The organism is Streptomyces sp. NPDC025638, assembly GCF_055558775.1.
The window spans coordinates 350,646-374,411 of record NZ_JBVHLX010000010.1; the positions used below are offsets into that span (position 1 = coordinate 350,646).

Consider the following 23,766-nt stretch of genomic DNA (forward strand, 5'->3'; position numbering starts at 1 on the left):
GGCCCACGCCCCGTGCGGTCACAGGCTGTGCTCCCGCACCACCCTCCGGGCCTGGGCGAACAGCATGCCGACGTTGACCGACTTGCGGCAGACGATGACGGCCACGACGTCCTGCTGCTCGGTCATACGGATGAACAGGTGAGTGAGATTCTCGCTGTTGACCAGGATCTCCTGGAAGAAGTGGCTGTCAGCGGTGATGCCGCGACGCTCCTTGAAGATGTCCTCGATCATCACGACCGTCCGCCCCTGGAACAGGTCGAGGGTCGCGCCCGCCAGGAGGTCCAGGACCTCGGGCGGGTGGTTGTCGACCGTCTCGTAGGACAGCAGCATCCCGGTCGACATGTCGACCACACCTGCCGCGAGGCAGTCCGGTGCGTCGCTGCGCAGCGATTTGACCAGACTCATCACCTGGTCGGAAAAACCCGGAGTCATACGCTTTGTCGCCATCCCTTCACACTCCTTCTGGTGTCTTGTCCATGAGGATCGAACCGATCCGGTCGAGGGCCGGGTGGGTGGCCCGGTGCAGTCGGTCCACGTCCATCCCCTCGTCGCCGAGCACGACCATCAGGGCCGTGTCGCCGACGGCGTAGAAGGCGACGCAGCCGTGGCTGCCGTACGTCACCGTCTGCCGCAGCACTCCGCGTGAGGTGGCCTCGGCGGTGCGGCGCGCCAGGCCGAGGCCGGCGGCCGCGAGCGCGGCGAGGCCCTCCGGGTCGATCGAGTCCGCCGTGTCGGCCGCGATGAGCATTCCGTCGGCGGCGGCCAGTGCTGTGTCGGTAATTCCTGTGACCCTTTCGCGCAGCCCGCGCATTTCTCGCGCCAGGGCTTCGTGATTCATGTGCTCAACTCCTCGTTCCTGACTGAATTCGACCGTTGCGGCGATCAACTCGCGCCTTTCATTTGGCGGTTCCGTGCCGCAGCCGGAAGAACCCTTTCCAGCTCACCCCACTCTTGGTCGGGGTGAGGGCTTCGGTGATGCCGCTGGCGCCCGGTTCGCGGCGCGGCAGTTCGGTGGGGGCGGGGGGCGGCTCCGGGGCCGGGGCGCTCGGGGGCGGCTTCCGGTGTCGTACGACCGGAGCCTCCAGCGGCATCCGGACGGGGATCCGGTCGGCGAGGGCAGCGCACTCCAGCAGCCCTTCGCCGAGCATGCGCGCGACCTCCACCGTGACGGTGTAGACCCCGCGGCCGGTACGGAAGGCCAGGTCCCGGGCGGTGCGGCGGCCGTCGGCATGGACGAGCAGCTCCTGTTGCAGCGGGGTGCGGGCGCGCTCGGCCGGGGCCACGGGCAGGGGGCGTTCCCGGTCGGGGCGCACGGGGTACGGCAGCGCGGCCACGGCGGCCAGTTTGCGCACCGCCTCCTGGAGCAGCCGGGCGGGTGTCTCGCCGACGGCGACCGGGGCGTACGGCTCGGTGCCGGTGACGGGCTCGCAGTCGTCCACCTGGCCGGCGACGATGGCGAAGGCCGCGTCGTGCAGGGCCATGACACATACCACCCTGAGCTGGGCGGGCCCCGCGTAGCCGTGGGCGATCAGCCCGGCGGCCGGCCAGCGTGCCCCGCCGGACTCGCGCACCAGTTCCGCCCATTGCTCGCCGTCGATGCGGTCGGAGCGCAGCAGGAGCGCCTCGGGAGCGGGAGCGCCGGGGCTCGCGGCCGCGACCACGAGCCCGTCCCGCAAGTGGAACACGCCGCCCGGGTTGCCCGGCACCCGCAGCTCTCCCGTGAATCCCTCGCGCCCGCACACGGTGAGGGCGTGCGCGAGCCGTCCGTGGCCGGCCCGGTCAAGGGAATCCCGAACCTCCGACATCACTCCCCTTGGCTTATCGGCATTTCGCACTGACGCCTGACGCGTCGCACCGAGGGGGTATGTGTATCAGTTCAGCGGCATATTTCTGCCGGGGATTTCCTACCTGTCTGCAGCTGACGGAAGTTGGAGCGTCGAGCTACTCAAAACGCCTTGTTCGACACTCATTTGATCGATTGCGAAGCGAACTCAGTTGGTTCCGTCGAGCACCCGTACGGGCAGCGGCCGCAGGGCCTCGCGCAGTGCGGCTGTCAGCTCCCGGTACTCGGCGCCGCGGGCCGATCCGGTGCGCATGGCCAGGGCGATACGGCGGCTCGGGGCGGGGTCGGCGAAGTATCCGGTGAGGAGCTGATTGCTGCGGGTGGTCTCGACCTTGAGGGCGGTACGGGGGAGCAGGGTGCAGCCGAGCCCGCCGGCGACGAGCTGGACCAGGGTCGACAGGCCCGCGGCGGTGGTCGTGACCGGAGCGTCCGCCCGTCCCGCCTCACGGCAGATGTCGAGGGCCTGGTCGCGCAGGCAGTGCCCCTCGTCCAGGAGCAGCAGATTGAGCTCCTTGAGGGCCTCGCGCGGGATTCCCTCGCGGCCACCGAGCCAGTGGTCCAGTGGGGTGACGAGCACGAAATCCTCGTCGAAGAGCGGGAGTTCGACGACACCGGGGATGCCGAGGGGGACGGCGAGCAGCAGCAGGTCCAGGCGTCCGCCGGCCAGCCCGTCGAGCAGGCTGGCGGTCTGCTCCTCGTGCACCTGGAGATCGAGATCCGGGTACCGGTCGTGCGTGAGCCGCAGGACGGTCGGCAGCAGATAGGGGGCGACGGTCGGAATGACCCCGAGCCGCAGCGCCCCGGTGAAGGGCGCACGGACCGCCTCGGCCTCCTCCAGCAGCGCACCGACCTCGTCCAGCACCGCCTTCGCCCGTACGGCGAGACGCTCGCCGGCGGGCGAGAGCAGCACCCTGCGGGTCGTACGCTCCAGCAGGATGACCCCGAGGGTCTCCTCCAGGGCCGAGACGGCCCCCGACAGGGCGGGCTGGCTCATACCGATGGCGGCGGCCGCGTCCCGGAAGTGCAGATGCTCGGCCACGGCGGCGAAGGCACGTAGCTGGGACAGGCTGGGCTGGCGCCGCCTCCCGCTCACGCTACTCACGGTCACTGATAGATACCTCCGATCAACACGACCGAGTGTAGCTATTTCCCGTATCAATCGACCCTGTGCCAACATCGGCAACGTCCAACCCAAGGGAAGCGCCCGCGATCCGGGCGCTTCCTCGCTGCAAGGAGAGCGCGTGCTCACTGTCGGTGACAAGTTCCCCGAGTTCGAACTGACCGCCTGCGTCTCGCTGGAGAAGGGCAAGGAGTTCGAGACGATCGACCACAAGACCTACGAGGGCAAGTGGAAGATCGTCTTCGCCTGGCCGAAGGACTTCACCTTCGTGTGCCCGACCGAGATCGCGGCCTTCGGCAAGCTGAACGACGAGTTCGCCGACCGCGACGCCCAGGTGCTCGGCTTCTCCGGTGACTCCGAGTTCGTGCACCACGCCTGGCGCAAGGACCACGACGACCTGCGCGACCTGCCGTTCCCGATGATGGCGGACTCCAAGCACGAGCTCATGCGCGACCTCGGCATCGAGGGCGAGGACGGATTCGCCAAGCGCGCCGTCTTCATCGTCGACCAGAACAACGAGATCCAGTTCTCCATGGTGACCGCCGGTTCCGTCGGCCGTAACCCCAAGGAGGTCCTCCGGGTCCTCGACGCCCTCCAGACGGACGAGCTGTGCCCGTGCAACTGGAGCAAGGGCGACGAGACGCTGGACCCGGTCGCCCTGCTGGCCGGTGAGTGAGTTGTCCCTCGACTCCCTCAAGTCCCGCATACCGGACTACGCCAAGGACCTGAAGCTCAACCTGGGCTCGGTCATCGGCAACTCGGACCTGCCGGCGCAGCAGTTGTGGGGCACGGTGCTGGCGACCGCCATCGCCTCCCGCTCCCCCATCGTCCTGCGCGAGCTGGAGCCCGAGGCGAAGGTGAACCTGTCACCGGAGGCGTACACCGCGGCGAAGTCCGCGGCGGCCGTCATGGCGATGAACAACGTCTTCTACCGCACCCGTCACCTGCTGTCCGACCACGAGTACGGCAGCCTGCGCGCGGGCCTGCGGATGAACGTCATCGGCAACCCCGGTGTCGACAAGGTCGACTTCGAGCTGTGGTCCTTCGCGGTCTCCGCGATCAACGGCTGCGGGATGTGCCTCGACTCGCACGAGCAGGTGCTGCGCAAGGCGGGCGTCGACCGTGAGGTCATCCAGGAGTCCTTCAAGATCGCCTCGGTCGTCCAGGCGGTCGGGGTGACCCTGGAGGCGGAGGCGGTGCTCTCCGAGTAGTTCGGCCGTGCTGTGCCGGGGCCTCGCTCACTCCTGGTGGGCGAGGCCCCCGGTGCTTTCCTGGGCGTCCCTGGGCGCCGCGACCGCGGACCCCGCCTCGGCCCGGACGGCCTCGTCCTCGAAGTCCGGTGGGGCTGAATCCTCCTGGCTCGCGAGAAGGGCCTGCTCCTCCGCATAGGCCTTCAGATAGCCCACCACCGTGTTCGTCACCGCCACCAGCGGTACGGCCACCACCGCGCCGCCGATGCCCGCGACCATGCCGCCGGCCGCGACCGACAGCACCACCGCCAGCGGGTGCACCCGCACCGCGCGGCCCAGGATGAACGGCTGCAGGACATGGCCCTCGATCTGCTGGACCGCCAGGACCACCAGCAGGGTCATGACCGCCGCGAAGACGCCCTGCGTCACCAGCGCGACGACGACGGCCAGCGCGCCGGACGCCACCGCGCCCACGAGCGGGATGAACGAGAACAGGAAGATGAACACGGCCAGCGGGACGGCCATGGGGACGTCCAGGAAGTAGATCCCGAGGCCGATGAAGATGGCGTCGATCAGGGCCACCAGCACCGTGCCGCGGACGTAGGCGGTCAGGGTGCGCCAGGCGCGCGGTCCGGCGCCGGCCACGCCCGGGCGGGCCGCCGCGGGCACCAGCTTCAGCGACCACTCCCAGATGCGCTCGCCGTCGTAGAGCAGGAACAGCGTCGAGAAGAACACCAGCAGGATGCCGGTCAGGGTCTCGACGATGACCTGTACGCCCTCCAGGCCGGCGGACGTGATCTGGTCCGCGTTGGCACCGATCGCCTCGCGGAGGTTCTTGGCGATCTGGTTGATCTGCTTGTCCGTGACGTGGAAGGGGCTCTTCAGCAGCCAGTTGCGCAGATCGTCGATGCCGTGCTGGATCTGGCTGGAGAGGGTGTCGATGTTCTCCATGACCTGCCAGGTCACGAACCACCCGATCAGGCCCATCACGACGAAGCCGAGGATGGCGGTGAGCGCGGTGGCCGGACCGCGCGGCACCCCGTGGCGCCGCAGCCGGGCCACCGTCGGCTGCAGCAGCGCGGTGATCAGCAGCGCGATGACGAAGGCGAAGACGACCAGTTGTACGGCGCTGATGACCCGCATCAGCACCCACACCGTACCCGCGAGCACCAGCAGCCGCCAGCCCGCCTCGGCGGCGACCCTGACGCCCCACGGCACGGCCTGGGCCGGGTCGGGACGGAGACCGGCGGGCACGGGCGGGTGCGGGGCGGCCGGCGCCGGTTCGGCCACGCGGTCGGTGACGACCGGGTCGGGCTCGGTGGTCTCCTTCTCCACCTCGGCCCGTCGCTCGTCCAACCGTTCACCCATTTCGGTCAGTCCGGCGCCGAGTCGGCCGAGCCACCCTGGCACTCGCGACATGATCCGTCCCTTTCCCCCGCGTCCCCGGGTGCTCGCCACCACTCCCCCCTGGAGTCGTTCGCGTCCGACCGTACAGGGCGAAAGCCCCTCCCCCTAGGACGGGGAGGGGCTGCGCAAGGTTGAGAGGAACCGACGGGCTCAGTACCAGTGGTTCGCCTGCCAGAACGACCAGGCCTCACAGGGGCTGCCGTACCGGCTGTTCATGTAGTTGAGGCCCCACTTGATCTGGGTGGCCGGGTTCGTCTGCCAGTCGGCGCCGACGGACGACATCTTGGAGCCGGGCAGCGCCTGGAAGAGGCCGTACGCGCCGGAGGACGCGTTGACCGCACGGTAGTTCCAGCTGGACTCGTGGTCCACGATGTTGCTGAAGCACTGGAACTGGCCGCTCGCCACCATCTGGCGCGCCATCGCCTGGATCTGCGCGACCGTGTACGAGCTCTGCACGGGGAAGCTGGAGGAGTCGCGGGTCGACCGGGTGGCCGCCTTCTTCGCCTCCGCGCGGGCCTTGGCTTCCTTCTCGGCCTTCTCCGCGGCGGCCTTCTTGGCGACGGCGGTCTCGGCGGCTGCCTTGCGGGCCGCCTCCTCGGCGTCCTTCTTGGCGCTCGCGTCCGCCTGGATGGCCTGGGCGTCGGCCTGCTGCGTCAGGGACGCGGTCTGCACCTGGGCCTGCTGACCCGCGGGTATGTCCGCGAGGAGCGTGGCGTCGGCAGCCGTCGGCTCGGCGTCGTTGCTGTTCTGCGCGACGCTGCCCGAGGCAACGCCGACGACGCTTCCGACTGCGGTGACCGCGGTGGCGGAGGCCACTGCGAATCCCCGGACCGAAATCCGGCTCACACGGTTTCCTTCCAGCATCGCCCGCTTCGGTGACCCTGGCGGACGCAATCGTGCCCCTGGCGCTGGCCTCCCAACTGCGGGGTCACGGGAGGCGCGGGCCCGGTGGGCAACTCCCTGCACGGGAGCGCCGCGTGGTGCTCGGGCGGCATACGACGTCGCTGTGGAGTTAGCTGTGGTGCTTCCGTGGTGCCGTACCGCTGGGGGTACAGGTGTGTCGTATGCGGGGCCTGACAGGAGTGAGACTCTGCCGTAACACAACGCCGGGTGGCAATTCCGAGGTGCGTGTGAAAGCTCACATCCCGTTTGACCCAGGGGATTTTAAGAAACCGCCACATACGACGGCGCCGCCCGGCTAGGCTCAGGGCCTTTGCCGGGCGGCGCCAACTACGGAGCAAACCGTCCAAGTTGGACAGTCGGGTCAGATGTGACCGTCCTCCAGCATTTCGGTCACAAGTGCGGCGATCTGGGACCTCTCGGACCGCGTCAGAGTGACGTGGGCGAAGAGCGGATGCCCCTTCAGTTTCTCGACGACGGCGACCACACCGTCGTATCGGCCGACCCGCAGATTGTCCCGCTGCGCAACGTCGTGGGTCAGAACCACGCGTGAATTCGCGCCGATCCGGGACAGAACGGTCAGAAGGACATTCCGTTCGAGCGACTGCGCCTCGTCCACGATCACAAACGCGTCGTGCAGCGAGCGGCCGCGGATGTGGGTCAGCGGCAGGACCTCCAGCATGCCGCGCGCGGTGACCTCCTCGATGACCTCGCGGCTGGTGACCGCGGAGAGGGTGTCGAAGACCGCCTGTGCCCAGGGGCTCATCTTCTCGGCCTCGGAGCCGGGCAGATAGCCGAGCTCCTGCCCGCCGACCGCGTACAGCGGACGGAAGACCATCACCTTCTGGTGCTGACGGCGCTCCAGGACCGCCTCCAGACCCGCGCACAGCGCCAGCGCCGACTTGCCGGTGCCGGCCCGGCCGCCCATCGACACGATGCCGACGTCCGGGTCGAGGAGCAGATCGAGGGCGATCCGCTGCTCGGCGCTGCGACCCTTGATGCCGAACGCCTCCCGGTCACCGCGCACCAGCCGGACGTTGCCCTCCGACGTCATCCGGCCCAGCGCCTTGCCGCGCTCGGACTGGATGGTCAGACCCGTGTGCACCGGGAAATCGGATGCCTCCGGTACATACACGTGTCCCTCGTCGAAGAGGATGTCCACCTGCTCGCCGGACAGGGTCAGTTCGGACATTCCGGTCCAGCCGGAGGAGTCCGTGATGGCGAGTTCGGCGCGGTACTCCTCCGCGAGGAGCCCCACGGACGACGCCTTGATCCTGAGCGGCAGGTCCTTCGACACCACGGTGACGTCGTACCCCTCGGCCTGCAGATTGCGGGCCACCGCGAGGATGCGGGAGTCGTTGTCCCCCAGGCGGTAGCCGGTGGGCAGCACGCTGGGGTCCGAGTGGTTGAGCTCGACACGGACCGTTCCGCCGAGGTCCCCGATCGGGATGGGGGCATCCAGCCGGCCGTACCGCACCCGGTAGTCGTCGAGCAGGCGCAGGGCCTGCCGGGCGAAGTAGCCGAGTTCGGGATGGTGCCGCTTGGCCTCCAGTTCCGTGACCACGACGATGGGGAGCACGACCTCGTGCTCGTCGAAGCGGGCCAGGGCGTTGGGGTCGGCCAGCAGGACGCTGGTGTCGAGAACATACGTGCGCCGGTCTGACTTGTGGCGCTTTGTGCTGGTCACCACGGAAGGACGTACCCCCTCGGATGAGGTCGGGGAGCGACGAGATGGAGCTGGACCGGTCGACGGCCCCCGCGCACGGCGGGCCGAGAACCGGCCCTCCGTGGCTGCGTCCGTGCTGAGAGCGCACGGTCGGGCTGGTGCAAAGGGCCTCCCGGGCGGACGGCTCCGCGCCGCCCGCTGAGATCCGACACCCGTGGTTCGGGTGTCGACCTGCTTGGCTTATGCCCTCGAACATGCACTGCCATGCAAATGCATAGGACAGCGCGCCGGTGAACTCCTCGTAACTTCCGCCCCAACAGGTGTACAGGGGGCGACGCTCCGGACGATGACCGCTCCGGGTGGTGTGCGTCAGCCGCCGTAGCGGCGGTGGCGTGCCGCATAGTCGCGCAGGGCGCGCAGGAAGTCGACCTTGCGGAAGGCCGGCCAGAAGACCTCGCAGAAGTAGTACTCGGAGTGGGCCGTCTGCCACAGCATGAATCCGGACAGTCTCTGCTCACCGCTGGTACGGATCACCAGGTCGGGGTCCGGCTGGTCGCCGGTGTAGAGATGGCGGCCGATCATGTCGACGTCGACGGACTCGGCGAGCTCCTGCATGGAGGTGCCCTTGTCGGCGGCGTCCGTGATCATCGAGCGCACGGCGTCGGCGATCTCCTGGCGGCCGCCGTAGCCGATGGCGACGTTGACCAGTATCCCGTCGACGTTGGCGGTGGCCTCCTCGGCCTCCTTCAGCGCGGTCTGCATCTGAGAGGGCAGCAGGTCCGGGGTGCCGACGTGGTGCACACGCCAGCGGCCGTCGGCGGCGAGGGTGCGGACGACGTCCTCGATGATGCCGAGCAGCGGGACGAGTTCTTCCTTGGCGCGGTCGAAGTTGTCCGTGGACAGCAGCCACAGGGTGACGACCTCGACGTCCGTCTCGGAGCACCAGCCGAGGAACTCCTCGATCTTCTCCGCACCGGCCCGGTGACCGTGGACCGTGGTGGAGCCCGCGGCCTTCGCCCAGCGACGGTTGCCGTCCATGATGACGCCGATGTGCTTGGGCACCTGAGCGTGGTCCAGGTGGCCTTCCACCCGGCGTGCGTAGAGCCTGACCAGAAGGCCGCGCAGTTTGTCGCGCAGGTTCACGTGATTGTCAGCCCCTCCATCGGTGCGGTCCCCTTGCCGGCGAAGCCTACCCCTGTGGGGCCTTGACCGTTGGCGAGGGCTGTGGGCGGGTGGGGGTTTCCCGGACGGTAAGAACGGCCGGCGCCCCTCGGGAGCCGCAGGGCAGCCGGACGAAAAAACGGGCCGGTCCGTGGGGGGGAGACGGACCGGCCCGAGGGGGGGTTTCCACCATAACCCTTTGTAAGGGCTGATGCGTGCATCGGCGTGCCACAACTACTCTCCGGAGTCGCGCGACAACGCCCAGGTGGGCTCTGAAGCCGTTGTTCGGGGGTCGCGCTTGGCCGATTCACGGCGGATTCCCAGGCGAACGGGGCGCGCACACAGAGATCAAAAGGATTGGAGGCCCCGCGAGGAGCTAATCGATCAGCCATCCGCGGTCCCCCCGAAGGGCTACCCCGGTCGCGAACGACCGCTTGACGTGTCCGCGGGTGCATTTCGGCACCGCGCAGCCCCCTCCACTGCGCGGTGCCGCCCGCGCAGCTTTGCTCACGCGAATTCCCTTGGTCTGAACTTACGTGAGGGGTCGAGTAGATGCGAGTCGCTCGCGATAACGATGTGGAAACCGCGTGGACATTCCGGGGAGCGACAGGATCAACGCGTTCGCTTTTGCGCAGATCGCCAGATTTGCTCCACGTCTCGAACGACGCTTCCCGGCCATTTCCGCAACCACTGCGCCCACAAGGCGCTGTCAGTGCCCACTGCTAGCTTCGCGCGGCATGACGACACCTGAGAAGGACACTCCGGGCATGCCGTACACGGGCTGCGAGAAGGACACCCTGCACGCGAGTCTCGAACGGCACCGGGACGCTGTCCTGTGGAAGCTCGACGGACTCGACGACGAACAGCTGCGCCGGCCGATCACCCCGTCCGGGACCAATCTGCTCGGTCTGGTGAAGCATCTGGCGTCGGTGGAGTACGGCTGGTTCGTGGAGACGTTCGGCGGCGAGGTCGAACCGCTGTGGTTCGACCCGTACGCCGACGAGGACATGACCGTGGGCCCCGGCGAGACGACGCGACGGATCACCGACTTCTACGGCCGCGCCCGCGCCGCCGCCGACCGCGTCATCACCGAACTGTCCCTGGACGACCTCGGCCGCCCCGCATGGCGGGACCACCCGGTGTCCCTGCGCTGGGTCCTCGTCCACATGATCGAGGAAACGGCACGGCACGCGGGCCACATGGACATCCTGCGGGAGCTGATCGACGGGGCCACCGGAGACCATCCGCGGGTCACAGGTACGGGCTGACCAGCTCTCCTGGGAGTTTCACAAGGAACTCGGCGAAGCGTTCCCCTTCTTCGTCCGCTCCGTCGGCCGCAGCACGAGCAGGTTGTATTCGTCGTCTCCGTCTCGGATCGTGCCGGTGTGTTCGAAGCCGTGCTTCTCCAGGAGGCGGACGGAGGCGGTGTTGCCCGAGAACGGGTCGGCGTACAGCGGCCGCGTGCGCTCCTCCCGGAGGAAGGCGCCCAGGGCCTCGGTGCCGATGCCGCGGGCCCAGTACGCGCGGCCGAGCCAATAGCCGACGTAGCGGTCCTCGCCCTCCCACCAGGCGACGATGTTCCCCGCGACCTCCCCGTCCACGGTGACCGTCCGCACCAGGCCCTCGGGATCACCGAGGACCCTCTCCCTCCAGTGCTTCAGGAAGGCGTCCCGCGGCCGGGGCGTGAACCTCGACCGCCGGACGGCCTCCGGATCGTGCTCGTAGGCGAGGAAGACTTCGAGGTCGTCCTCCGTCACCGGGCGCAGGAGTACGTGGGGCTTCTTGGTCGTTTTGGGCGTCTCGTTGGTTGTGTCGGGCGTCTCGGTCTTCTCCGTCTCCCTCATGGCGACCGAGTCTGGCAGGAGGCACTGACAACGGCCCCTCTGCGGCTCCTCCACGGCTCCGTCACGGCACGAGGGGCCGGACCTCCTCGGCCGTGAACCGTACGAATCCCTCGGGGTCCGGCTCGTCCCCCGTCGGCTGGAGGATCACCGTGTCGGCTCCCGCCTCCGCGAGCCGCCGCACGGCCTCGGCCACGGTCTTCGCGTCGCCGGCGACCCCGAGGTCCGGGACCGACTCCACCCCCTCGGCGACCAGTTCGGCACGGAGGCGGGCGGCGGCGTCGGCGCCGGTGGCGGTGAGCAGGTAGACGACGACCTCGTGCCGGTCGGTACGGCCGGCGGAGGCGCGTCCCTCGTCGACGAGCCGCCGCGCCCGCCGTACGCCGTCCGGCGAGGTGGCGGCGGTGAGGATCGTGCCGTCGGCCGCCTCCCCGGAGAGGCGGAGCGTACGTGGCCCGGTGGCACCGGCGAACACCTCGACGGGGCCCTCCGGCGGCCAGTCGAGCCCGACGTCGTCCAGCTTCACGTACCGCCCGTCCACGGTGAGCCGCTCGCCCCGCAACAGCGCCCGCAGCGCGTCGAGATGCTCCCTGAGCAGGGTCAGCGGGGACTCGGCCCGCGCGCCGACCTGCCCCATCCAGTCCTGCACGCCGTGCCCGACGCCGAGGATCGCGCGCCCCGGGAACATCCGGTGCAGCGCGGCGGCCTCCATCGCGGTGATGGCGACATTGCGCAGCGGCACGGGCAGCAGACCGACGCCGACCCGCACCCGCTCGGTCCGGGCGAGGGCGGCGGCCGCGGTCGAGAACCCGCCCTCCCGGAAGCAGTCCTCCCACAGCCACAGCTCTTCGAGCCCGGCCTCGTCCGCGACGCGGGCCACCGCCCCGAGCCGCTCGGGGGGCAGTTGGGGACGGAACACAGCGCCAAGTCCGGTCATGGTGCCTTCCTAACGTGCCGGTGCGGGTGGGACAACTTGTTTACAGTGCGAGGTGGGTCGACGGAGGGGGTCCAGGCATGGCGCGCTGGCGGGACGGGCGGGGAAGGCTGGTCGTGCGGGGCGGGGGCTCGGCGGCGGTGACCGTACCGCTGGAGCTCGCCACGTCGTATCGCGCCCGTACGAAGGGGCTGCTGGGCCGGGATTCCGTCGACGGGGCGATGCTGCTGTCCCCCGCCAACGGCGTCCACACCTTCCGGATGCGGATCCCCATCGACGTCGCCTATCTCGACCGCGACCTCACGGTGATCGCCGTACGCACGATGCGGCCCGGCCGGCTCGGTCTGCCCCGCCTGCGGTCCCGGCATGTGCTGGAGGCGGAGGCGGGGGTCATGGCGGGGTGGGGGGTACGGGTCGGAGTGCGGGTGGCCGTGGAGGTCGAACAGGTCGAACAGGTCGAGTAGGTCGAGTGGTCAGCTCTCCGAGCGTGGGAAGGAGACCTCCACTCGGCGGTTCTTCTTGCGGCCGGCCTCCGTGGAGTTGTCCGCGATGGGGTACTGCTCGCCGTAGCCCCGTACCTCGAAGGTGATGTTCGAGTCGTTCAGGTCGGCGTCCAGGACCGCCTGTACGGCGTTGGCGCGCTGCCGGGACAGTACGTCGCCGTGGGCGGAGGAGCCGAGGTTGTCCGTGAAGCCGAAGACCCTGACCTGGGTCGCGTTCTGCTTCTTGATCTCCTCGGCGATCGCGTCGATACGGGACTTGGACTCGGCGCTCAGCTTGGCGCTGTCCTTGCTGAACAGCACCTCGGCCTGGAGCGCGAACTTCACGTCCGCGTTGGTGTCCTCGCGGCGTTCGTCCCCGCTCTGGTCCTCGACGACCGACTTGATGTCCAGCACCTTGGGCTGGGCGAGGGTGGCGCCCTCGGGGAGCTTCAGGTCGGGGTCGGTGGGGTCGATCTTCACGGGGGCGGCGGCGGAGGCTTCGGTGCCTGGGGGGACGCTGGGGCTGGTGTCGTCGGCGTGGGCCGACGTGGTCCCGCAAAGGTTGGCGGCGAGGAAGAGGGTGGTGAGGGCGAGGCGGCGATTCGTGGTCACGGGGCCTCACCCGGAGATCGTGATGTCGGCGGGAGAGAACATGGGCAGCTGAAAGGACACCTGACCTGTATCGGCGGGCGGTGCCGGGAACTGCATGAACACCGGCACGGTCTCACCGGACTTGATACTGGAAACCCCTGTTGTGGTGAGGGGACGGCCGTCGGTGTCGCGAAGGACGTAGTAGCGCTTCTTTCCCTTGGAGTCCACCAGCGTGGCACCGCCGAACGAGGGGCCATTCCTGATGATCTCAGTCTCGTTGCCACTCAACTGTGCGGGGATGTTGAGCGACTTGGCGCTGTCGTTCTTCAGGTTGCCGCTCACCGTGACAAAGCCACCGCTGTCCCGAGCCGCCGATGTGATGTCGAGCATCAGGCCTTTCGGGCCGTTCAACTCGGCCAGCGGTTTGTCCGACTGCCCTTCCTGAGCACTCGGCCGGGAGCTTCCCGCTTTCGAGGCTGACGCCGAACCCTCCGGGTTCTTGTCATCACCGCCACCACCGCCGCATCCGGCCACGCTGAGGGCCAGACCGGTCGCCACCGTCAGCGCGACCAGCCCCCCGCGGGCCTTCGCAGTGAACCGAATGCTCATGACTGCTTCCTTCTTGACTCGTCGTTCGCTTGTCAGTCGGCCAGGTGGACGTCGAAGAGGTCTTCCGGTCCCGGGAGGTCCGTGAGGTCGTCCGGGTTCAGGTCCCAGTTGCGGTCCTTGCAAGTGAGCTGTGGCAGCGCATCGTCCCCCGCGTCCGCTCCGGGCAGTTCGAATGTGCACAGCGGCTCGATCACGGCCTTGGCGGTTGCCGTCGAGTGCACGTTCTCCGTACCGGGGACCACGGAGTCGCCGACGGCCTTGGAGGTCTTGACGCGAACGCTGTAGCCCAGTGGCCCCGTGGGAGCACAGTCCTCAACCGTGGCGTCGTTCTGGGCGGCCAGCTGATAGGCCCGCCAGCAGGAGGGATCGACGTTCACAATGCCGTCGAAGATGTCCTGCCACTTGGTCGGGTCGTGCACGTTGAGCTTCCACTGGTCCGCGAGTTGGTCACGTGTGTTCTGGGCCGCCGCCAGGGCTGACGCATCAGCGGCCGTCTGGGCGCCGTTCCGATTCGCCGCGGCCTGGCCGACCGCGAGGTAGGCGAACGCGAGAAAGAGCAGACCCGCCACCACCGTGATGTAGATGGGGAAGGCCTGCCCTGCGTCGCAATATTTACGCGAACGGATCAGCCGCCGGTGACCTCGCTGATCTTGTCCGTGATGGCGTTGTAGATCGTCTGACCGATGCTCGTACCCGTGATCGCCAACACAATCGCCACAACCACCGCGATGATGCCGAGGTACTCCACCGCGGTCTGGCCCCGGTCGCTGCGGGCGGCGCGGGCCTGCAAGTAAGCGACGGTGGTGTTGAACCAGTTGCTCATGGTGTTCCCCTCCGGATTCGCTTCCGACGCGGGAACCGTATGCCCCGTCCCCCCGCCCCCCGGAGGGCCCCAGGGCCCATTCCCGGGCCCAATCAGAACTCCCCACTTCACGCCACCCCCAACCACTTCGCCGCCGCCTGCGAGCGGCTCGTGCTCTGGAGCTTGGCGAAGATTCGGTTGATGTGGTTCTTGACCGTCTTCTCGCTGATGAAGCAGGTCGCGGCGATCTGCTGGTTGTTCATGCCGGACGCGATGAGGTCCATGATCTCCGCCTCCCTGGAACTCAGCCGGAACCGCGACCTTACCGACTGTCCCACACCAGGTTGCAGTTGCGAAAGGTTTTGGGAAGAAATAGGCGTTGGAAAGTATGGAAGTTCACGAACCGTGTGTGCAGTTGCACGCACTCCAAGCTGATCCAGTAACGCCCCGGCCGCCGTCGGAGTGAAGTGCGGCCTGCCCTCCCCGATGTCCCGTACCGCCCTGACCAGTTGGTCCACGCCGAACTCGCCGTGGACCAAGTAGCCCCCGGCTCCCAGGCGTACCGCCTCCTGGACGATCTCCGGCTCATGGCTGTACGTGAGCATCATGACCGGCGCCAGGCGCACCAGGTACGGAAGCGCCGAGATGCCGTCCACATCGGGCATGCGGACGTCCAGGAGGATGACGTCGGGGCGGTGTCGCAGGGCCGCCTCGCACGCCTCCCTGCCGTTCGCCGCCTCCGCGACCACGGTGATGTCCTCCCGGCCGGAGAGAAGGGCCGTGAGGCCCGCGCGGACCACGGGGTTGTCGTCGGCGACCACGAGCCGAAGCGGTGCGGCCGGGGTGGCCGGTGGGAGGTTCTCGAAGGAGTTGCCTGGCATCGGGTGCCTCCTCTCATGCGTCTGGGGACTGTCGGGGGGTGGGGGGTGAGGGCGTCAGGGCGGCCAGGGGGAGTTCCAGGCGGACCTCCGTGCCCCGGGCGTCCTTGCCCGTGCCGATCCGGACGCGGGCGCCCACGGACGCCGCCCGTTCGGTCATGCCGATCAGGCCGAAGTGACCTGAGCTGCGCAGTCGTTCAACCGTGGTGCCGGGAGGCAGGCCCCGGCCGTCGTCGTAAATAGTCATGCGCAACACGTCTTCTTGGACTCCCGCTTCCACCTCGACCCGCGTGGGCGACGCGTGGCGGTGCGCGTTCTCCAGTGCTTCCGCGACGATCGCGAGGAGTTGGCGGGCCACCGCGGGCGGGACCGGTGGGAGTGGGTGGTCGCCCGTCCGGTGGTACGCGGTGGGCAGGCCCGTGCGGGACGCGAAGTCCTCGGTGCGGGCGGCCAGTTCCGTGAGGACGTCCACGCCGTGCGCGGGGTCGTGCTCGCGGCGCAGGTCCGTGAGGAGTTCGCGGGCCTCCGTGGCCGCCCTGCGCGCCGAGCGGGACACCAGTTCCGCCTGCTGTCTGATCAGGGCCGGGTCCATGCGCGCGCCCGCGGCCGCCGAGCCCGCCAGGCCGTCGGCGGCCAGCGCCACTCCGTACAGGGTCTTCGCCACCGAGTCGTGCATCTCCCGGGCCAGCCGGGCCCGTTCCGCGCTCACCGCCTCCGCCACCGCCAGCCGGGCCTGGACCGTGGTCAGGGCCTGGGTCGCGGCGCCGAAGCGGAGCATCAGGTTGCGCAGGGTCGAGCCCACCGCGCCCGCGATGACACAGAGGCCGGGCAGGAGGAGGGACTCGGCGACGTCCGCCCGGTGGGCGTCCTTCAGCGTCGCGTGGACCAGCAGCAGGATCAGCGACTGGAGCGAGGCGAAGCAGGCCGCGCCCCGCCAGCTGTAGACCAGGCCGGCCAGCAGGGGGGTGCAGACGCTGACGTAGGCGAGGGTGGTGTCCGGGCCCGCCGAGACCAGGAGCAGGGAGCCGAAGAGGGTGTCCGCGGCGAGGAGCGAGGGGTGGCGCAGGAGGAGGGGGCCGAAGCGCTCCCAGTCGCGGAACAGGACGTACGAGACCATGAAGGTGACGACCACGGCCGCGCCCACCAGGCGGACGCCCAGACCGGGCGCGGCGTTGACGAGCGCGGCGGGGGCGGCCAGCGCGATCATCGCCAGGCGGAAGCCGAAGACCTGACGGCACATCGCCTGGAGGGCGCGGATCTGGATCTTCTCGGGGTCGAGGAGCGGGCCGTGGATTCCGCCGGCCGGGACTCGCGTCTCCAGCGGCGCCTGCTGTGCGGCCGGCGACTCGGCGATCGCGGTCGCAGGCGGCCGCGCGCGGCGCCATCGCGGCCGCGTGCGTTCCCTCGCCCTCGTCGTCGCCATCGCCGTCACCGCCCCGCCTACTTCCCCGTGATCGAGCCGAAGTCCACCCCGGAACCCAGCAGCAGACCGGCGCCGAGCAGCAGCAGGGTCGCCGGGACCATGAACGTGGTGATCATCAGCGTGGCCCTGGGGACCGCGCGGGCGGCCTTGCGGCGGGCGTTCTGGGCGTCGGTGCGGCGCATGTCCTTGGCCAGGGCGACGAGGGTGTCGACGATCGGCGCGCCCAGCTCCTCGCCCTGCTGCAATGCCGTCACGAACATGGCGACCTGCTCGGAGTCGTTGCGGCGGCGCAGCTCGGTGAAGGCCTGGCGGCGGCTCATGCCCAGGTCCATCTGGCGCAGCGTGATGCGGAGTTCGTCCGCCCAGGGGCCCTCGTACCGGGACGCCACGCGGTCCAGCGCCTGGCGGAAGCCGAGGCCCGCGCTGACGACCACCGCGAGCACGTCGAGGAAGTCGGGCAGCGTCCGCTCGATCACGTCCCGGCGGATCCGGATCGCCGACCAGATGCCGACCTCCGTCCAGAACGCGCCGAAGGCGAGCAGGATCAGGGCGACGAGGTAGTTGCCGCGCATCAGCATCACCAGGAAGCCGACGCCGCCGAGTGCGCCGTAGACCGCCCTGCGGGCCGCGTAGCGGTCGATGGTCAGGCCGCCGGGGTTGCCCGCGAGGTCGATCCTGCGGCGGTACTTGGCGACCTGTCTGGGGCCCATCAGGCGCAGCACCGTGGGCGCGTAGCGCATGCCCATGCGGTCGATGAGGGAGTCCACGGCGCCGGTGCGGGTCGCGCCCACCTCCAGGGCCACCGCGAGGTCCCCGGGCAGTTTGGTGTCCGCGCGGTACATGCGTATCCCGGCGAAGACGCCCCAGACGCTCAGGCCCATGACCAGGGCCAGCAGAAGTGCCATGAGTCCGCTCCCTCCCTCAGACGTCGATCCGGCTCATACGGCGGATGAGGACGAAGCCGATCGCGTACAGCCCGAACGCGATGATCACGCAGGCCTGGCCGACCGGTGAGCCGGTCATGCGTTCCAGGGCGCCCTCTTTGACGCCGTCCATGAGGAACAGGGCGCCGATGCCGAGGACGGGGACCGCGTACGAGGTCATGGTCACCTGGGAGAGCTGGGTGCGGATCTCGCGCCGGGTCTCCTTGCGCTCCTCCAGCGTCTCGGTGAGGTTGCGCAGGGCGGAGACCACCTGGCCGCCCGCCTTGTTGGACAGGACGAGGGTGGTGACCAGGACGACCAGTTCGCGGGACGGGAGGCGGTCCGCGAGTTCGCCCAGCGCGTCGTCCATGGAGTGGCCGATCGACAACTGGTTGGCCGCCTTGGCCAGTTCCTCGCCCGCCGGGGCCTCCAGCTCCTCCGCCGCCATGCCGATGGCGGTGCGCAGGGCGAGGCCCGCCTGGGTGGCGTTGGCCAGGATGCGGGCCAGTTCGGGGAGCTGGTTGATGAAGCGTTCGATGCGCTTCTGGCGTTGCCAGTTGAGGAACTGGAACGCCGCGCCGATGCCGAGCAGACCGGCGAGCGGGCCGAAGAAGGGGGCCAGGGCGGCCTGGCCGATGAGCCAGAGGGCGGCGACGGTGGCGAGCATGTAGGCGAAGAACTCGCCCGCGGTGACGTCCAGGCCGGTGGCCGCCAGCCGCAGTTCCAGTTTCCGGCCGGGCCGGGTGCGGCGCAGCCGGCGGTCGAGGTTGCGGAAGCGGCGCCTGCGGCCGGTCTCCGGGAGCCGGCCGGTGTAGGAGAGGCGGTCGATGAGCTCGGCGCGCTGTGCCCGGCCCGAGGCGTAGGTGTGGACGCCGACGACGGCCAGGACGCAGGTGAGCAGGGTGACACCGGTGGTGAGGGTGACGAGGTCGTGGAGATCCATGGGTGGCCTACCTACCTGGCTTCTCGGGTGGCGAGCTGGTCCGCGTGCTGGGCGACGCCGAAGGCCTGGGGCAGGGGCTGGCCGGCCATGTAGAGGCGGTCGGCGGTGCGGCGCGGGAGGGGGAAGTGCTGGAAGGCGCCGTGGACACGGCCGTCGGGGGTCATGGGCTGTGCGTGGAAGTGGGCGACCGTAGCCAGCCGGTAGGGCTCGCCGCCGTGGCTGTCGAGCAGGGCGATCTCGGTGATGCGGCGGGCGCCGTCGGCGAAGCGGGTGAGCTGGACGATGACGTCTACGGCACTGTTGATCTGGTCGTGCAGCGCCACGAAGGGGACCTCGACGTCGGACATCGAGGCGAGGGTCTGGAGCCGGGTGAGCGCGTCCTCGGCGCTGTTGGCGTGCACGGTGGCCAGGGAGCCGTCGTGGCCGGTCGACATCGCCTGGAGCATGTCCAGGGACTCCCCGCCGCGGACCTCGCCGACGACGATGCGGTCGGGGCGCATGCGCAGGGAGTTGCGGACCAGGTCGCGGATGGTGACCTGGCCCTTGCCCTCCACGTTCGGGGGGCGTGACTCCAGGCGGACGACGTGCGACTGCTGGAGCTGGAGTTCGGCCGAGTCCTCGATGGTGATGATGCGTTCGTGTGCCGGGATGAGCCCGGAGAGGGCGTTGAGCAGGGTCGTCTTTCCGGTGCCGGTGGCTCCGGACACGATGATGTTGAACTTCGCCTGCACCAGGCCCGCGAGCAGGTACAGCATGTGCTCGTCCAGCGAGCCGAACTCGATCAGCTCCGGGAGGGTGTAGGAGCGCGGGAAGCGCCGGATGGTGAGGGTGGGACCGGTGAGCGACAGGGGCGGGATGATGACGTTGACGCGCTCGCCGGACGGGAGGCGGGCGTCGACCATCGGATTGGACTCGTCCACACGGCGGTTGACCGTCGAGACGATCCGCTCGATCGTCTGCATCAGCTGGTCCTGGGAGGCGAAGCGCAGCGGCAGCTGTTCGACCCGGCCGCCGCGCTCGACGAAGATCGCGTCGGGGCCGTTCACCATGATCTCGGTGATGGACGCGTCCTCCAGCAGCGGTTCCAGGATGCCGAGGCCGAGCGCCTCGTCGACCACACGGCGGATCAGCTGGGCACGCTCCACCGTCGACAGGACCGGGCCCTCGCGGCTGATGATGTGCCCGAGCACCCGCTCCAGCCTGGCCCGGCGCTCGGCGGCGGCCAGCGAGCTCATCTCCGCGAGGTCGATCTCCTCCAGGAGCTTGGCCCGGTAGGAGGCGACCAGATGGCCGTCCTCGCCCCGGCTTCCGTGCTCCTCGGGGGAGTTGATGCGTGCCCGCAGGCTCATGGGTGGGGTGCTCCTCGTTCCTGGTCAGTGGTCGAGCGGCATCGTGGCGGTCCTGCTGGCGGAGCCGAAGTCCCAGACGATCCTGGGGATACGGACGGTGGCGGTGACGGTGACGGTGTCGCCCCCCTCCGAGGAGGCGCACCGCACGTCGAGGCCGCCGCTGACCGCGTCCGCGCACGCCTGTGCGACGCCCTGCCGCAGGGAGGCGGCACGCGCCCCCGCGTGGGCCGCCGTTCCCGCCTGCTCGGCCGCGTAGGCGACGGCTCCGATCTGGATGCCGGCCAGGGCGACGATCAGCAGGATCGGGATGAAGCCGAGGTACTCGACGGCGACCTGCCCGCCGTCGCGTCGCCCCGGCCTGCGGAGGTACGGCATCTCAGTCCTTCACCTCCTCCACGGCACCGGCGTGGCCGTGCACCGTGACCGGGAAGCCGATCGCGCCCGGGAACAGGACAGGGACCTTGAGGTACACGTCGGCGGTCACAAAGCCGACCCCGCCGCAGTTCACCGTGGCATCCCCCCTCCATGCCGCCGACAGGTGCTTCATCCCCGCGGCCCGGCAAGCGGCTTCGCGTTCCCCTCGCGGCGCCGCCGTTCCCGCCCGCACCGCCTCGTCGGCAGCATTCCCGGCGAGCGTGAAGGTGTACCCCACGAGCACGCACTGCCACATCAGCACCAGCGTCAGCACGATCAGCGGAGTCATGCCGAGGAACTCGATGCTGACCTGTCCCTCGTCCCCGCGTGGCCGTCTCATCCCCTCACTTCCCCTCACTCCCTCTTCCGCCGCAGACTCACCGACCCCCGGTCCCCGCGCATCCGGCCGCCCCGGTGGGAGCCTTCGGGCGCACGCGCGAGTCCCAGCTCCCCGGCGAGCCGCCACAGGGCCTGTTTCACCGTGCTCCTGCTGTCGAGCTCGTGGATGCGTCCGGCGTCCACGGCGCTCTGGAGTTCCTTGAAGTTGGCGGGAACGGCCGTGCCGGCCAGCGCGGTGCCGGTGATGCGCTGGACCAGCGGCGGCTGGATCTCCGTACCGCGGGTGTGGCGGTTGACGACGACCGTGGTCTCCTCGGCCTTGCGGATCTGCAGCCGGTCCCACATGCGCACGGTGCGCTTGGCGGCCCGTACCGCGACCACGTCCGGGGTGGTCACCAGCACTGCCGTGTCGGCCATCTCGACGGCGGCGGCGCTGGCCCCGCTGAGCTGGGCGCCACAGTCGACGACGACGACCTCGTAGCGGGAGCGCACGGCGCCGACGATCTGGCGGGCGGCGCGGTCGGTGACCTCCTCACCGCGTTCGCCGTCGCCGGGGGCGAGGAGCAGGGCGAGGCCCGTGTCGTGGCGGAAGACGGCGTCGGCGAGGACGCGCGGCGAGATGTCGGTGATGGCGGCGAGGTCGACGACCGAGCGGCGGAACTGGACGTCGAGGAAGGAGGCGACGTCGCCGGCCTGGAGGTCCATGTCGATCAGGGCGGTGGCGCGGCCGGACGCCTGGGCGGCCAGGGCCAGCTGGATGGCGGTGAGGGTGGCGCCGACGCCGCCCTTGGCGCCGCTGACCGTGACGACCGTACCGCCGACGCCGGAGAACACGTCGGCGCCGTGGCCGAGATGGCGGCGTACGCCGTTGGACCACTGGGCGACGGCATGGACGCGGCTGGCCAGCTCCTCGTAGCCCAGCGGGAGGCCGACCAGGCCGCGGGCGCCGGAGTCCATGGCCGCGGAGAAGAGCCCGGAACTGACGTCCGTGGTGACGAGGATGACGCCGACGGCCGGGAAGCGCAGGGCGACTTCACGGATCAGCTCCAGTGCGGGGACCGGGCCGATGCGCTCGTGCACGACGACGACCTCGGGCAGTTCGTCGACGGACTCGGCGGCGAGGCGGGCGAGGGTGTCGATCAGCTGGGTGGAGTCCGTCACCGGGGCGAGCGGTTCGGCGTCGGGCAGCTGGCTGAGCAGGGTGGTGAGCGAGCGGACCGCGTCCGTGTCCGAGACGGCCGGGAGGATCCTGGTGGGCATGCGGGCCGCCTCTCACTTGTCCGTCGCGAGTTCGTACGTGCGGTCCTTGTCCGGGACGGTGGTCGCGCTGCCGGGTGCCACCAGCGCGAGCCGCACCCGCTGGGCGAACGACTCGGCGTAGGTGATGCGCTGGGCGTCGATGGTGGACAGCGCGAAGGTGATCGGGACGGCGTCGGTGGGCTGCTGGTTCTTGTTGTCGGGCTCCAGGGAGGTGAGCTTGCCGACGTCGAGCACCCGGGCGTTCGTCACGATGATCTTGGACTGGTCGGGGTCGCCCTGCTTCTTGCCCTCGAAGGTGGCGTAGACGTTGACCCGGGAGCCCGGGGTGATCTTGCCGGCGACGCCGGTGGCCGCGTCGATCATGATGGCGACCTCCTGCTGGCCCGCCTGCAGCGCGGGCTGTTCGACGATCATGTCGGTCTGCAGCAGGGAGCCCTTGCGCAGGGTGGTCACGGCGATCTTGCCGTCGATCTGGCGCAGGCTGGTGACCGCGTTGGCCGACAGCCACCGCCTGGGCATCTTGATCTTCTCGAACTGGCCCGTGTTCAGCGTCGTGTAGGGCGCCACGTCGGACCTCAGCCGGTACGCGGTGACCTCGGGGCCGACCTTGGACTTCACGTCGTCGATGACGGAGAGCACGCCGGCGAACGCGCCGAGCGCGCAGAGCACCGACAGGATCAGGAGTATCACGCCGCGGCGCTGACGGGAGTTCATGAACCGTGCAACCTCATTGGGGGAATCGGTCGTGCGGGATCGAAGGGGACTGGGCGGGCCGGGCCGATCAGGCGGGCGTTCGTTGCTCCAGGGCCCGTGGAGCGGGTGGTTCATGGTCGGGCGGGGTGGCCGAGCAGAAGACGCAGCGGTCGCCGATGACGTCGATGCCGCACCAGTGACAGCTGTTCTGGCGTACGGAGGTGACCAGTTGGTAGAGGACGGAGAGGTCGGCGAGGTAGCTGCAGAACTCGACGACCCGGCTCGTGCCCCACCAGTGGGCGGACTCGGCGGGCAGCGGGGTCTCGCGCAGCCCGTGCACGCTCCAGGCCTTGGAGAGGGCGCCGGTCCACTCGGACTGCAACTGGCCCTTGGCGACGAGCATCCAGGTGGCGAACTCGGGACCGGCCAGGGTGGCGTCGGGTCCGATCCGGACGAGCTGCGGCTCGGGATGGGCGAGGACGGCGAACTGGCTGCCGGGCACCCAGGACTTGGCGTGCGCCTTCAGGCTCACGGGGACGCGGTCGAGCCTGGCCACGGAGCCGAGGACCGCGCCGGAGTGGATGTAGTGGGTGAGCAGCCGTCCCGCGGAGGCGAGGACGCCGGGGCTGAGGTCGCAGGAGGCGAGCTGTCTCAACTGGCGGGCCAGGACGGCGATCCCGAGCGGTGGCAGCTCGGGCCGGAACAGGGCTATGCGGTCGCTCTCCATCAGCGACCGCAGGGTGTGCAGCCGCTGTGTCACGGCGGCCGGTACGGCCTGCGAGCACACGACGATCACATGCCCGTGCTGTTCGACGAGCCCCTGGAGTTCGGCGAGCGCATGCTCCAGCGGCCGCTTGTCGAGATCCCGCAGCACGACGGCGGGCACGGTCCGTTCGTCCTGCGGCGGCAGCGCCAGGTCGGCGCTGGTCACGGCAATGGCAGTTGGCACGCGCAGCTCCCCGCTCTTCCCACCCGTCGGCCCACCGGTGTTACTCCAA

28 protein-coding genes are annotated in these 23,766 nt (G+C 69.7%); 4 read left to right on the forward strand and 24 right to left on the reverse strand.

The annotated features are described in order from the left end of the window. Positions 1 to 18: 18 nt before the first annotated feature. The 4 genes from ACZ4EG_RS26465 to ACZ4EG_RS26480 form a co-directional block, all read right to left on the reverse strand. The gene (locus ACZ4EG_RS26465) at positions 19 to 447 is read right to left on the reverse strand and encodes a hypothetical protein (protein ID WP_390708643.1); all 429 of its coding nucleotides are present in this window, start codon (positions 445 to 447) and stop codon (positions 19 to 21) included. A gap of 4 nt (positions 448 to 451) precedes the next feature. Next, the gene (locus ACZ4EG_RS26470; RefSeq protein ID WP_316747973.1) at positions 452 to 838 is read right to left on the reverse strand and encodes a roadblock/LC7 domain-containing protein; all 387 of its coding nucleotides are present in this window, start codon (positions 836 to 838) and stop codon (positions 452 to 454) included. Positions 839 to 896: 58 nt separating this feature from the next. Beyond that, the gene (locus ACZ4EG_RS26475) at positions 897 to 1,805 is read right to left on the reverse strand and encodes a MarR family transcriptional regulator (RefSeq protein WP_467792335.1); all 909 of its coding nucleotides are present in this window, start codon (positions 1,803 to 1,805) and stop codon (positions 897 to 899) included. A gap of 186 nt (positions 1,806 to 1,991) precedes the next feature. Beyond that, positions 1,992 to 2,936 (reverse strand): LysR substrate-binding domain-containing protein, encoded by a 945-nt coding sequence (locus ACZ4EG_RS26480; protein WP_467792336.1) that lies wholly within the window; start codon positions 2,934 to 2,936, stop codon positions 1,992 to 1,994. Between the two features lie 148 nt (positions 2,937 to 3,084). Here ACZ4EG_RS26480 and ACZ4EG_RS26485 point away from each other — a divergent pair, with 148 nt between their 5' ends. Both ACZ4EG_RS26485 and ACZ4EG_RS26490 read left to right on the forward strand, forming a co-directional pair. Next, positions 3,085 to 3,639, forward strand: coding sequence for a peroxiredoxin (locus tag ACZ4EG_RS26485; protein ID WP_030859927.1), 555 nt, complete (start codon positions 3,085 to 3,087; stop codon positions 3,637 to 3,639). Between the two features lies 1 nt (position 3,640). Further along, on the forward strand, positions 3,641 to 4,174 hold the full coding sequence (locus ACZ4EG_RS26490; RefSeq protein ID WP_467792365.1) for an alkyl hydroperoxide reductase: 534 nt from the start codon (positions 3,641 to 3,643) through the stop codon (positions 4,172 to 4,174). A 27-nt stretch (positions 4,175 to 4,201) separates the two neighbouring features. Here the strand turns inward: ACZ4EG_RS26490 and ACZ4EG_RS26495 are convergent, their stop codons facing one another. From ACZ4EG_RS26495 to ACZ4EG_RS26510, 4 genes are all read right to left on the reverse strand, one after another. After that, entirely contained in the window at positions 4,202 to 5,572 is a 1,371-nt protein-coding gene (locus ACZ4EG_RS26495) for an AI-2E family transporter (protein WP_467792337.1), read from the reverse strand. 138 nt (positions 5,573 to 5,710) lie between these two features. Then, positions 5,711 to 6,406 carry an aggregation-promoting factor C-terminal-like domain-containing protein gene (locus ACZ4EG_RS26500; RefSeq protein ID WP_363293959.1) on the reverse strand — a complete coding sequence of 232 codons (696 nt, stop codon included), beginning with the start codon at positions 6,404 to 6,406 and terminating at the stop codon, positions 5,711 to 5,713. A gap of 418 nt (positions 6,407 to 6,824) precedes the next feature. Continuing rightward, positions 6,825 to 8,150, reverse strand: a complete 1,326-nt coding sequence (locus ACZ4EG_RS26505) for a PhoH family protein (RefSeq protein ID WP_467792338.1) — start codon at positions 8,148 to 8,150, stop codon at positions 6,825 to 6,827. Positions 8,151 to 8,495: 345 nt separating this feature from the next. Then, the gene (locus ACZ4EG_RS26510; protein ID WP_453553750.1) at positions 8,496 to 9,269 is read right to left on the reverse strand and encodes an isoprenyl transferase; all 774 of its coding nucleotides are present in this window, start codon (positions 9,267 to 9,269) and stop codon (positions 8,496 to 8,498) included. A gap of 755 nt (positions 9,270 to 10,024) precedes the next feature. On the opposite strand from ACZ4EG_RS26510, the gene ACZ4EG_RS26515 reads away from it, so the two are divergent. Then, positions 10,025 to 10,555 carry a DinB family protein gene (locus ACZ4EG_RS26515; RefSeq protein WP_467792339.1) on the forward strand — a complete coding sequence of 177 codons (531 nt, stop codon included), beginning with the start codon at positions 10,025 to 10,027 and terminating at the stop codon, positions 10,553 to 10,555. A gap of 18 nt (positions 10,556 to 10,573) precedes the next feature. On the opposite strand, the gene ACZ4EG_RS26520 is transcribed toward ACZ4EG_RS26515, so the two are convergent. After that, a complete protein-coding gene (locus ACZ4EG_RS26520; RefSeq protein WP_467792340.1) occupies positions 10,574 to 11,131 on the reverse strand; it encodes a GNAT family N-acetyltransferase in 558 nt (185 codons plus the stop codon). A 61-nt stretch (positions 11,132 to 11,192) separates the two neighbouring features. Continuing rightward, complete coding sequence (locus ACZ4EG_RS26525) at positions 11,193 to 12,065, reverse strand: LLM class flavin-dependent oxidoreductase (RefSeq protein ID WP_467792341.1); 873 nt, start codon at positions 12,063 to 12,065, stop codon at positions 11,193 to 11,195. Positions 12,066 to 12,142: 77 nt separating this feature from the next. Here ACZ4EG_RS26525 and ACZ4EG_RS26530 point away from each other — a divergent pair, with 77 nt between their 5' ends. Continuing rightward, entirely contained in the window at positions 12,143 to 12,526 is a 384-nt protein-coding gene (locus ACZ4EG_RS26530) for a DUF192 domain-containing protein (RefSeq protein ID WP_467792342.1), read from the forward strand. Positions 12,527 to 12,535: 9 nt separating this feature from the next. Here ACZ4EG_RS26530 and ACZ4EG_RS26535 read toward each other — a convergent pair whose 3' ends face one another. The 14 genes from ACZ4EG_RS26535 to ACZ4EG_RS26600 all read right to left on the reverse strand — a co-directional run bounded on the left by ACZ4EG_RS26535 (position 12,536) and on the right by ACZ4EG_RS26600 (position 23,717). Then, positions 12,536 to 13,156: an OmpA family protein gene (locus ACZ4EG_RS26535; protein ID WP_467792343.1), complete on the reverse strand. Its 621-nt coding sequence runs from the start codon at positions 13,154 to 13,156 to the stop codon at positions 12,536 to 12,538. A gap of 6 nt (positions 13,157 to 13,162) precedes the next feature. Beyond that, entirely contained in the window at positions 13,163 to 13,744 is a 582-nt protein-coding gene (locus ACZ4EG_RS26540) for a hypothetical protein (RefSeq protein ID WP_467792344.1), read from the reverse strand. 32 nt (positions 13,745 to 13,776) lie between these two features. Continuing rightward, positions 13,777 to 14,370 (reverse strand): pilus assembly protein TadG-related protein, encoded by a 594-nt coding sequence (locus ACZ4EG_RS26545; protein ID WP_467792366.1) that lies wholly within the window; start codon positions 14,368 to 14,370, stop codon positions 13,777 to 13,779. Continuing rightward, entirely contained in the window at positions 14,370 to 14,567 is a 198-nt protein-coding gene (locus ACZ4EG_RS26550) for a Flp family type IVb pilin (protein ID WP_316747948.1), read from the reverse strand. Before ACZ4EG_RS26550 ends, ACZ4EG_RS26545 begins: the two co-directional genes overlap by 1 nt. A gap of 107 nt (positions 14,568 to 14,674) precedes the next feature. Then, complete coding sequence (locus tag ACZ4EG_RS26555; protein ID WP_467792345.1) at positions 14,675 to 15,427, reverse strand: response regulator; 753 nt, start codon at positions 15,425 to 15,427, stop codon at positions 14,675 to 14,677. Between the two features lie 13 nt (positions 15,428 to 15,440). After that, the gene (locus ACZ4EG_RS26560; RefSeq protein ID WP_467792346.1) at positions 15,441 to 16,847 is read right to left on the reverse strand and encodes a sensor histidine kinase; all 1,407 of its coding nucleotides are present in this window, start codon (positions 16,845 to 16,847) and stop codon (positions 15,441 to 15,443) included. 17 nt (positions 16,848 to 16,864) lie between these two features. Further along, positions 16,865 to 17,752 carry a DUF5936 domain-containing protein gene (locus ACZ4EG_RS26565; RefSeq protein ID WP_390708628.1) on the reverse strand — a complete coding sequence of 296 codons (888 nt, stop codon included), beginning with the start codon at positions 17,750 to 17,752 and terminating at the stop codon, positions 16,865 to 16,867. A gap of 16 nt (positions 17,753 to 17,768) precedes the next feature. Next, the gene (locus ACZ4EG_RS26570) at positions 17,769 to 18,713 is read right to left on the reverse strand and encodes a type II secretion system F family protein (RefSeq protein WP_467792347.1); all 945 of its coding nucleotides are present in this window, start codon (positions 18,711 to 18,713) and stop codon (positions 17,769 to 17,771) included. An 11-nt stretch (positions 18,714 to 18,724) separates the two neighbouring features. Next, positions 18,725 to 20,062 (reverse strand): CpaF family protein, encoded by a 1,338-nt coding sequence (locus tag ACZ4EG_RS26575; protein ID WP_453553770.1) that lies wholly within the window; start codon positions 20,060 to 20,062, stop codon positions 18,725 to 18,727. 24 nt (positions 20,063 to 20,086) lie between these two features. Then, the gene (locus ACZ4EG_RS26580) at positions 20,087 to 20,437 is read right to left on the reverse strand and encodes a TadE/TadG family type IV pilus assembly protein (RefSeq protein WP_453553772.1); all 351 of its coding nucleotides are present in this window, start codon (positions 20,435 to 20,437) and stop codon (positions 20,087 to 20,089) included. Position 20,438: 1 nt separating this feature from the next. Further along, entirely contained in the window at positions 20,439 to 20,816 is a 378-nt protein-coding gene (locus ACZ4EG_RS26585; RefSeq protein ID WP_390708624.1) for a TadE/TadG family type IV pilus assembly protein, read from the reverse strand. Positions 20,817 to 20,830: 14 nt separating this feature from the next. After that, a complete protein-coding gene (locus ACZ4EG_RS26590; protein WP_467792348.1) occupies positions 20,831 to 22,075 on the reverse strand; it encodes an AAA family ATPase in 1,245 nt (414 codons plus the stop codon). 12 nt (positions 22,076 to 22,087) lie between these two features. Next, the gene (gene cpaB / locus ACZ4EG_RS26595; RefSeq protein WP_390708622.1) at positions 22,088 to 22,789 is read right to left on the reverse strand and encodes a Flp pilus assembly protein CpaB; all 702 of its coding nucleotides are present in this window, start codon (positions 22,787 to 22,789) and stop codon (positions 22,088 to 22,090) included. Positions 22,790 to 22,856: 67 nt separating this feature from the next. After that, entirely contained in the window at positions 22,857 to 23,717 is an 861-nt protein-coding gene (locus ACZ4EG_RS26600) for a hypothetical protein (RefSeq protein WP_453553776.1), read from the reverse strand. Positions 23,718 to 23,766: the final 49 nt, after the last annotated feature.

Coding starts and splice junctions, on each gene's coding strand:
- ACZ4EG_RS26465 (WP_390708643.1), bottom strand. CDS start 447: ATGGCGACAAAGCGTATGACTCCGGGTTTTTCCGACCAGGTGATGAGT.
- ACZ4EG_RS26470 (WP_316747973.1), bottom strand. CDS start 838: ATGAATCACGAAGCCCTGGCGCGAGAAATGCGCGGGCTGCGCGAAAGG.
- ACZ4EG_RS26475 (WP_467792335.1), bottom strand. CDS start 1,805: ATGTCGGAGGTTCGGGATTCCCTTGACCGGGCCGGCCACGGACGGCTC.
- ACZ4EG_RS26495 (WP_467792337.1), bottom strand. CDS start 5,572: ATGTCGCGAGTGCCAGGGTGGCTCGGCCGACTCGGCGCCGGACTGACC.
- ACZ4EG_RS26515 (WP_467792339.1), top strand. CDS start 10,025: ATGACGACACCTGAGAAGGACACTCCGGGCATGCCGTACACGGGCTGC.
- ACZ4EG_RS26520 (WP_467792340.1), bottom strand. CDS start 11,131: ATGAGGGAGACGGAGAAGACCGAGACGCCCGACACAACCAACGAGACG.
- ACZ4EG_RS26525 (WP_467792341.1), bottom strand. CDS start 12,065: ATGACCGGACTTGGCGCTGTGTTCCGTCCCCAACTGCCCCCCGAGCGG.
- ACZ4EG_RS26530 (WP_467792342.1), top strand. CDS start 12,143: ATGGCGCGCTGGCGGGACGGGCGGGGAAGGCTGGTCGTGCGGGGCGGG.
- ACZ4EG_RS26540 (WP_467792344.1), bottom strand. CDS start 13,744: ATGAGCATTCGGTTCACTGCGAAGGCCCGCGGGGGGCTGGTCGCGCTG.
- ACZ4EG_RS26550 (WP_316747948.1), bottom strand. CDS start 14,567: ATGAGCAACTGGTTCAACACCACCGTCGCTTACTTGCAGGCCCGCGCC.
- ACZ4EG_RS26555 (WP_467792345.1), bottom strand. CDS start 15,427: ATGCCAGGCAACTCCTTCGAGAACCTCCCACCGGCCACCCCGGCCGCA.
- ACZ4EG_RS26560 (WP_467792346.1), bottom strand. CDS start 16,847: ATGGCGACGACGAGGGCGAGGGAACGCACGCGGCCGCGATGGCGCCGC.
- ACZ4EG_RS26565 (WP_390708628.1), bottom strand. CDS start 17,752: ATGGCACTTCTGCTGGCCCTGGTCATGGGCCTGAGCGTCTGGGGCGTC.
- ACZ4EG_RS26570 (WP_467792347.1), bottom strand. CDS start 18,713: ATGGATCTCCACGACCTCGTCACCCTCACCACCGGTGTCACCCTGCTC.
- ACZ4EG_RS26575 (WP_453553770.1), bottom strand. CDS start 20,062: ATGAGCCTGCGGGCACGCATCAACTCCCCCGAGGAGCACGGAAGCCGG.
- ACZ4EG_RS26580 (WP_453553772.1), bottom strand. CDS start 20,437: ATGCCGTACCTCCGCAGGCCGGGGCGACGCGACGGCGGGCAGGTCGCC.
- ACZ4EG_RS26585 (WP_390708624.1), bottom strand. CDS start 20,816: ATGAGACGGCCACGCGGGGACGAGGGACAGGTCAGCATCGAGTTCCTC.
- ACZ4EG_RS26590 (WP_467792348.1), bottom strand. CDS start 22,075: ATGCCCACCAGGATCCTCCCGGCCGTCTCGGACACGGACGCGGTCCGC.
- cpaB (WP_390708622.1), bottom strand. CDS start 22,789: ATGAACTCCCGTCAGCGCCGCGGCGTGATACTCCTGATCCTGTCGGTG.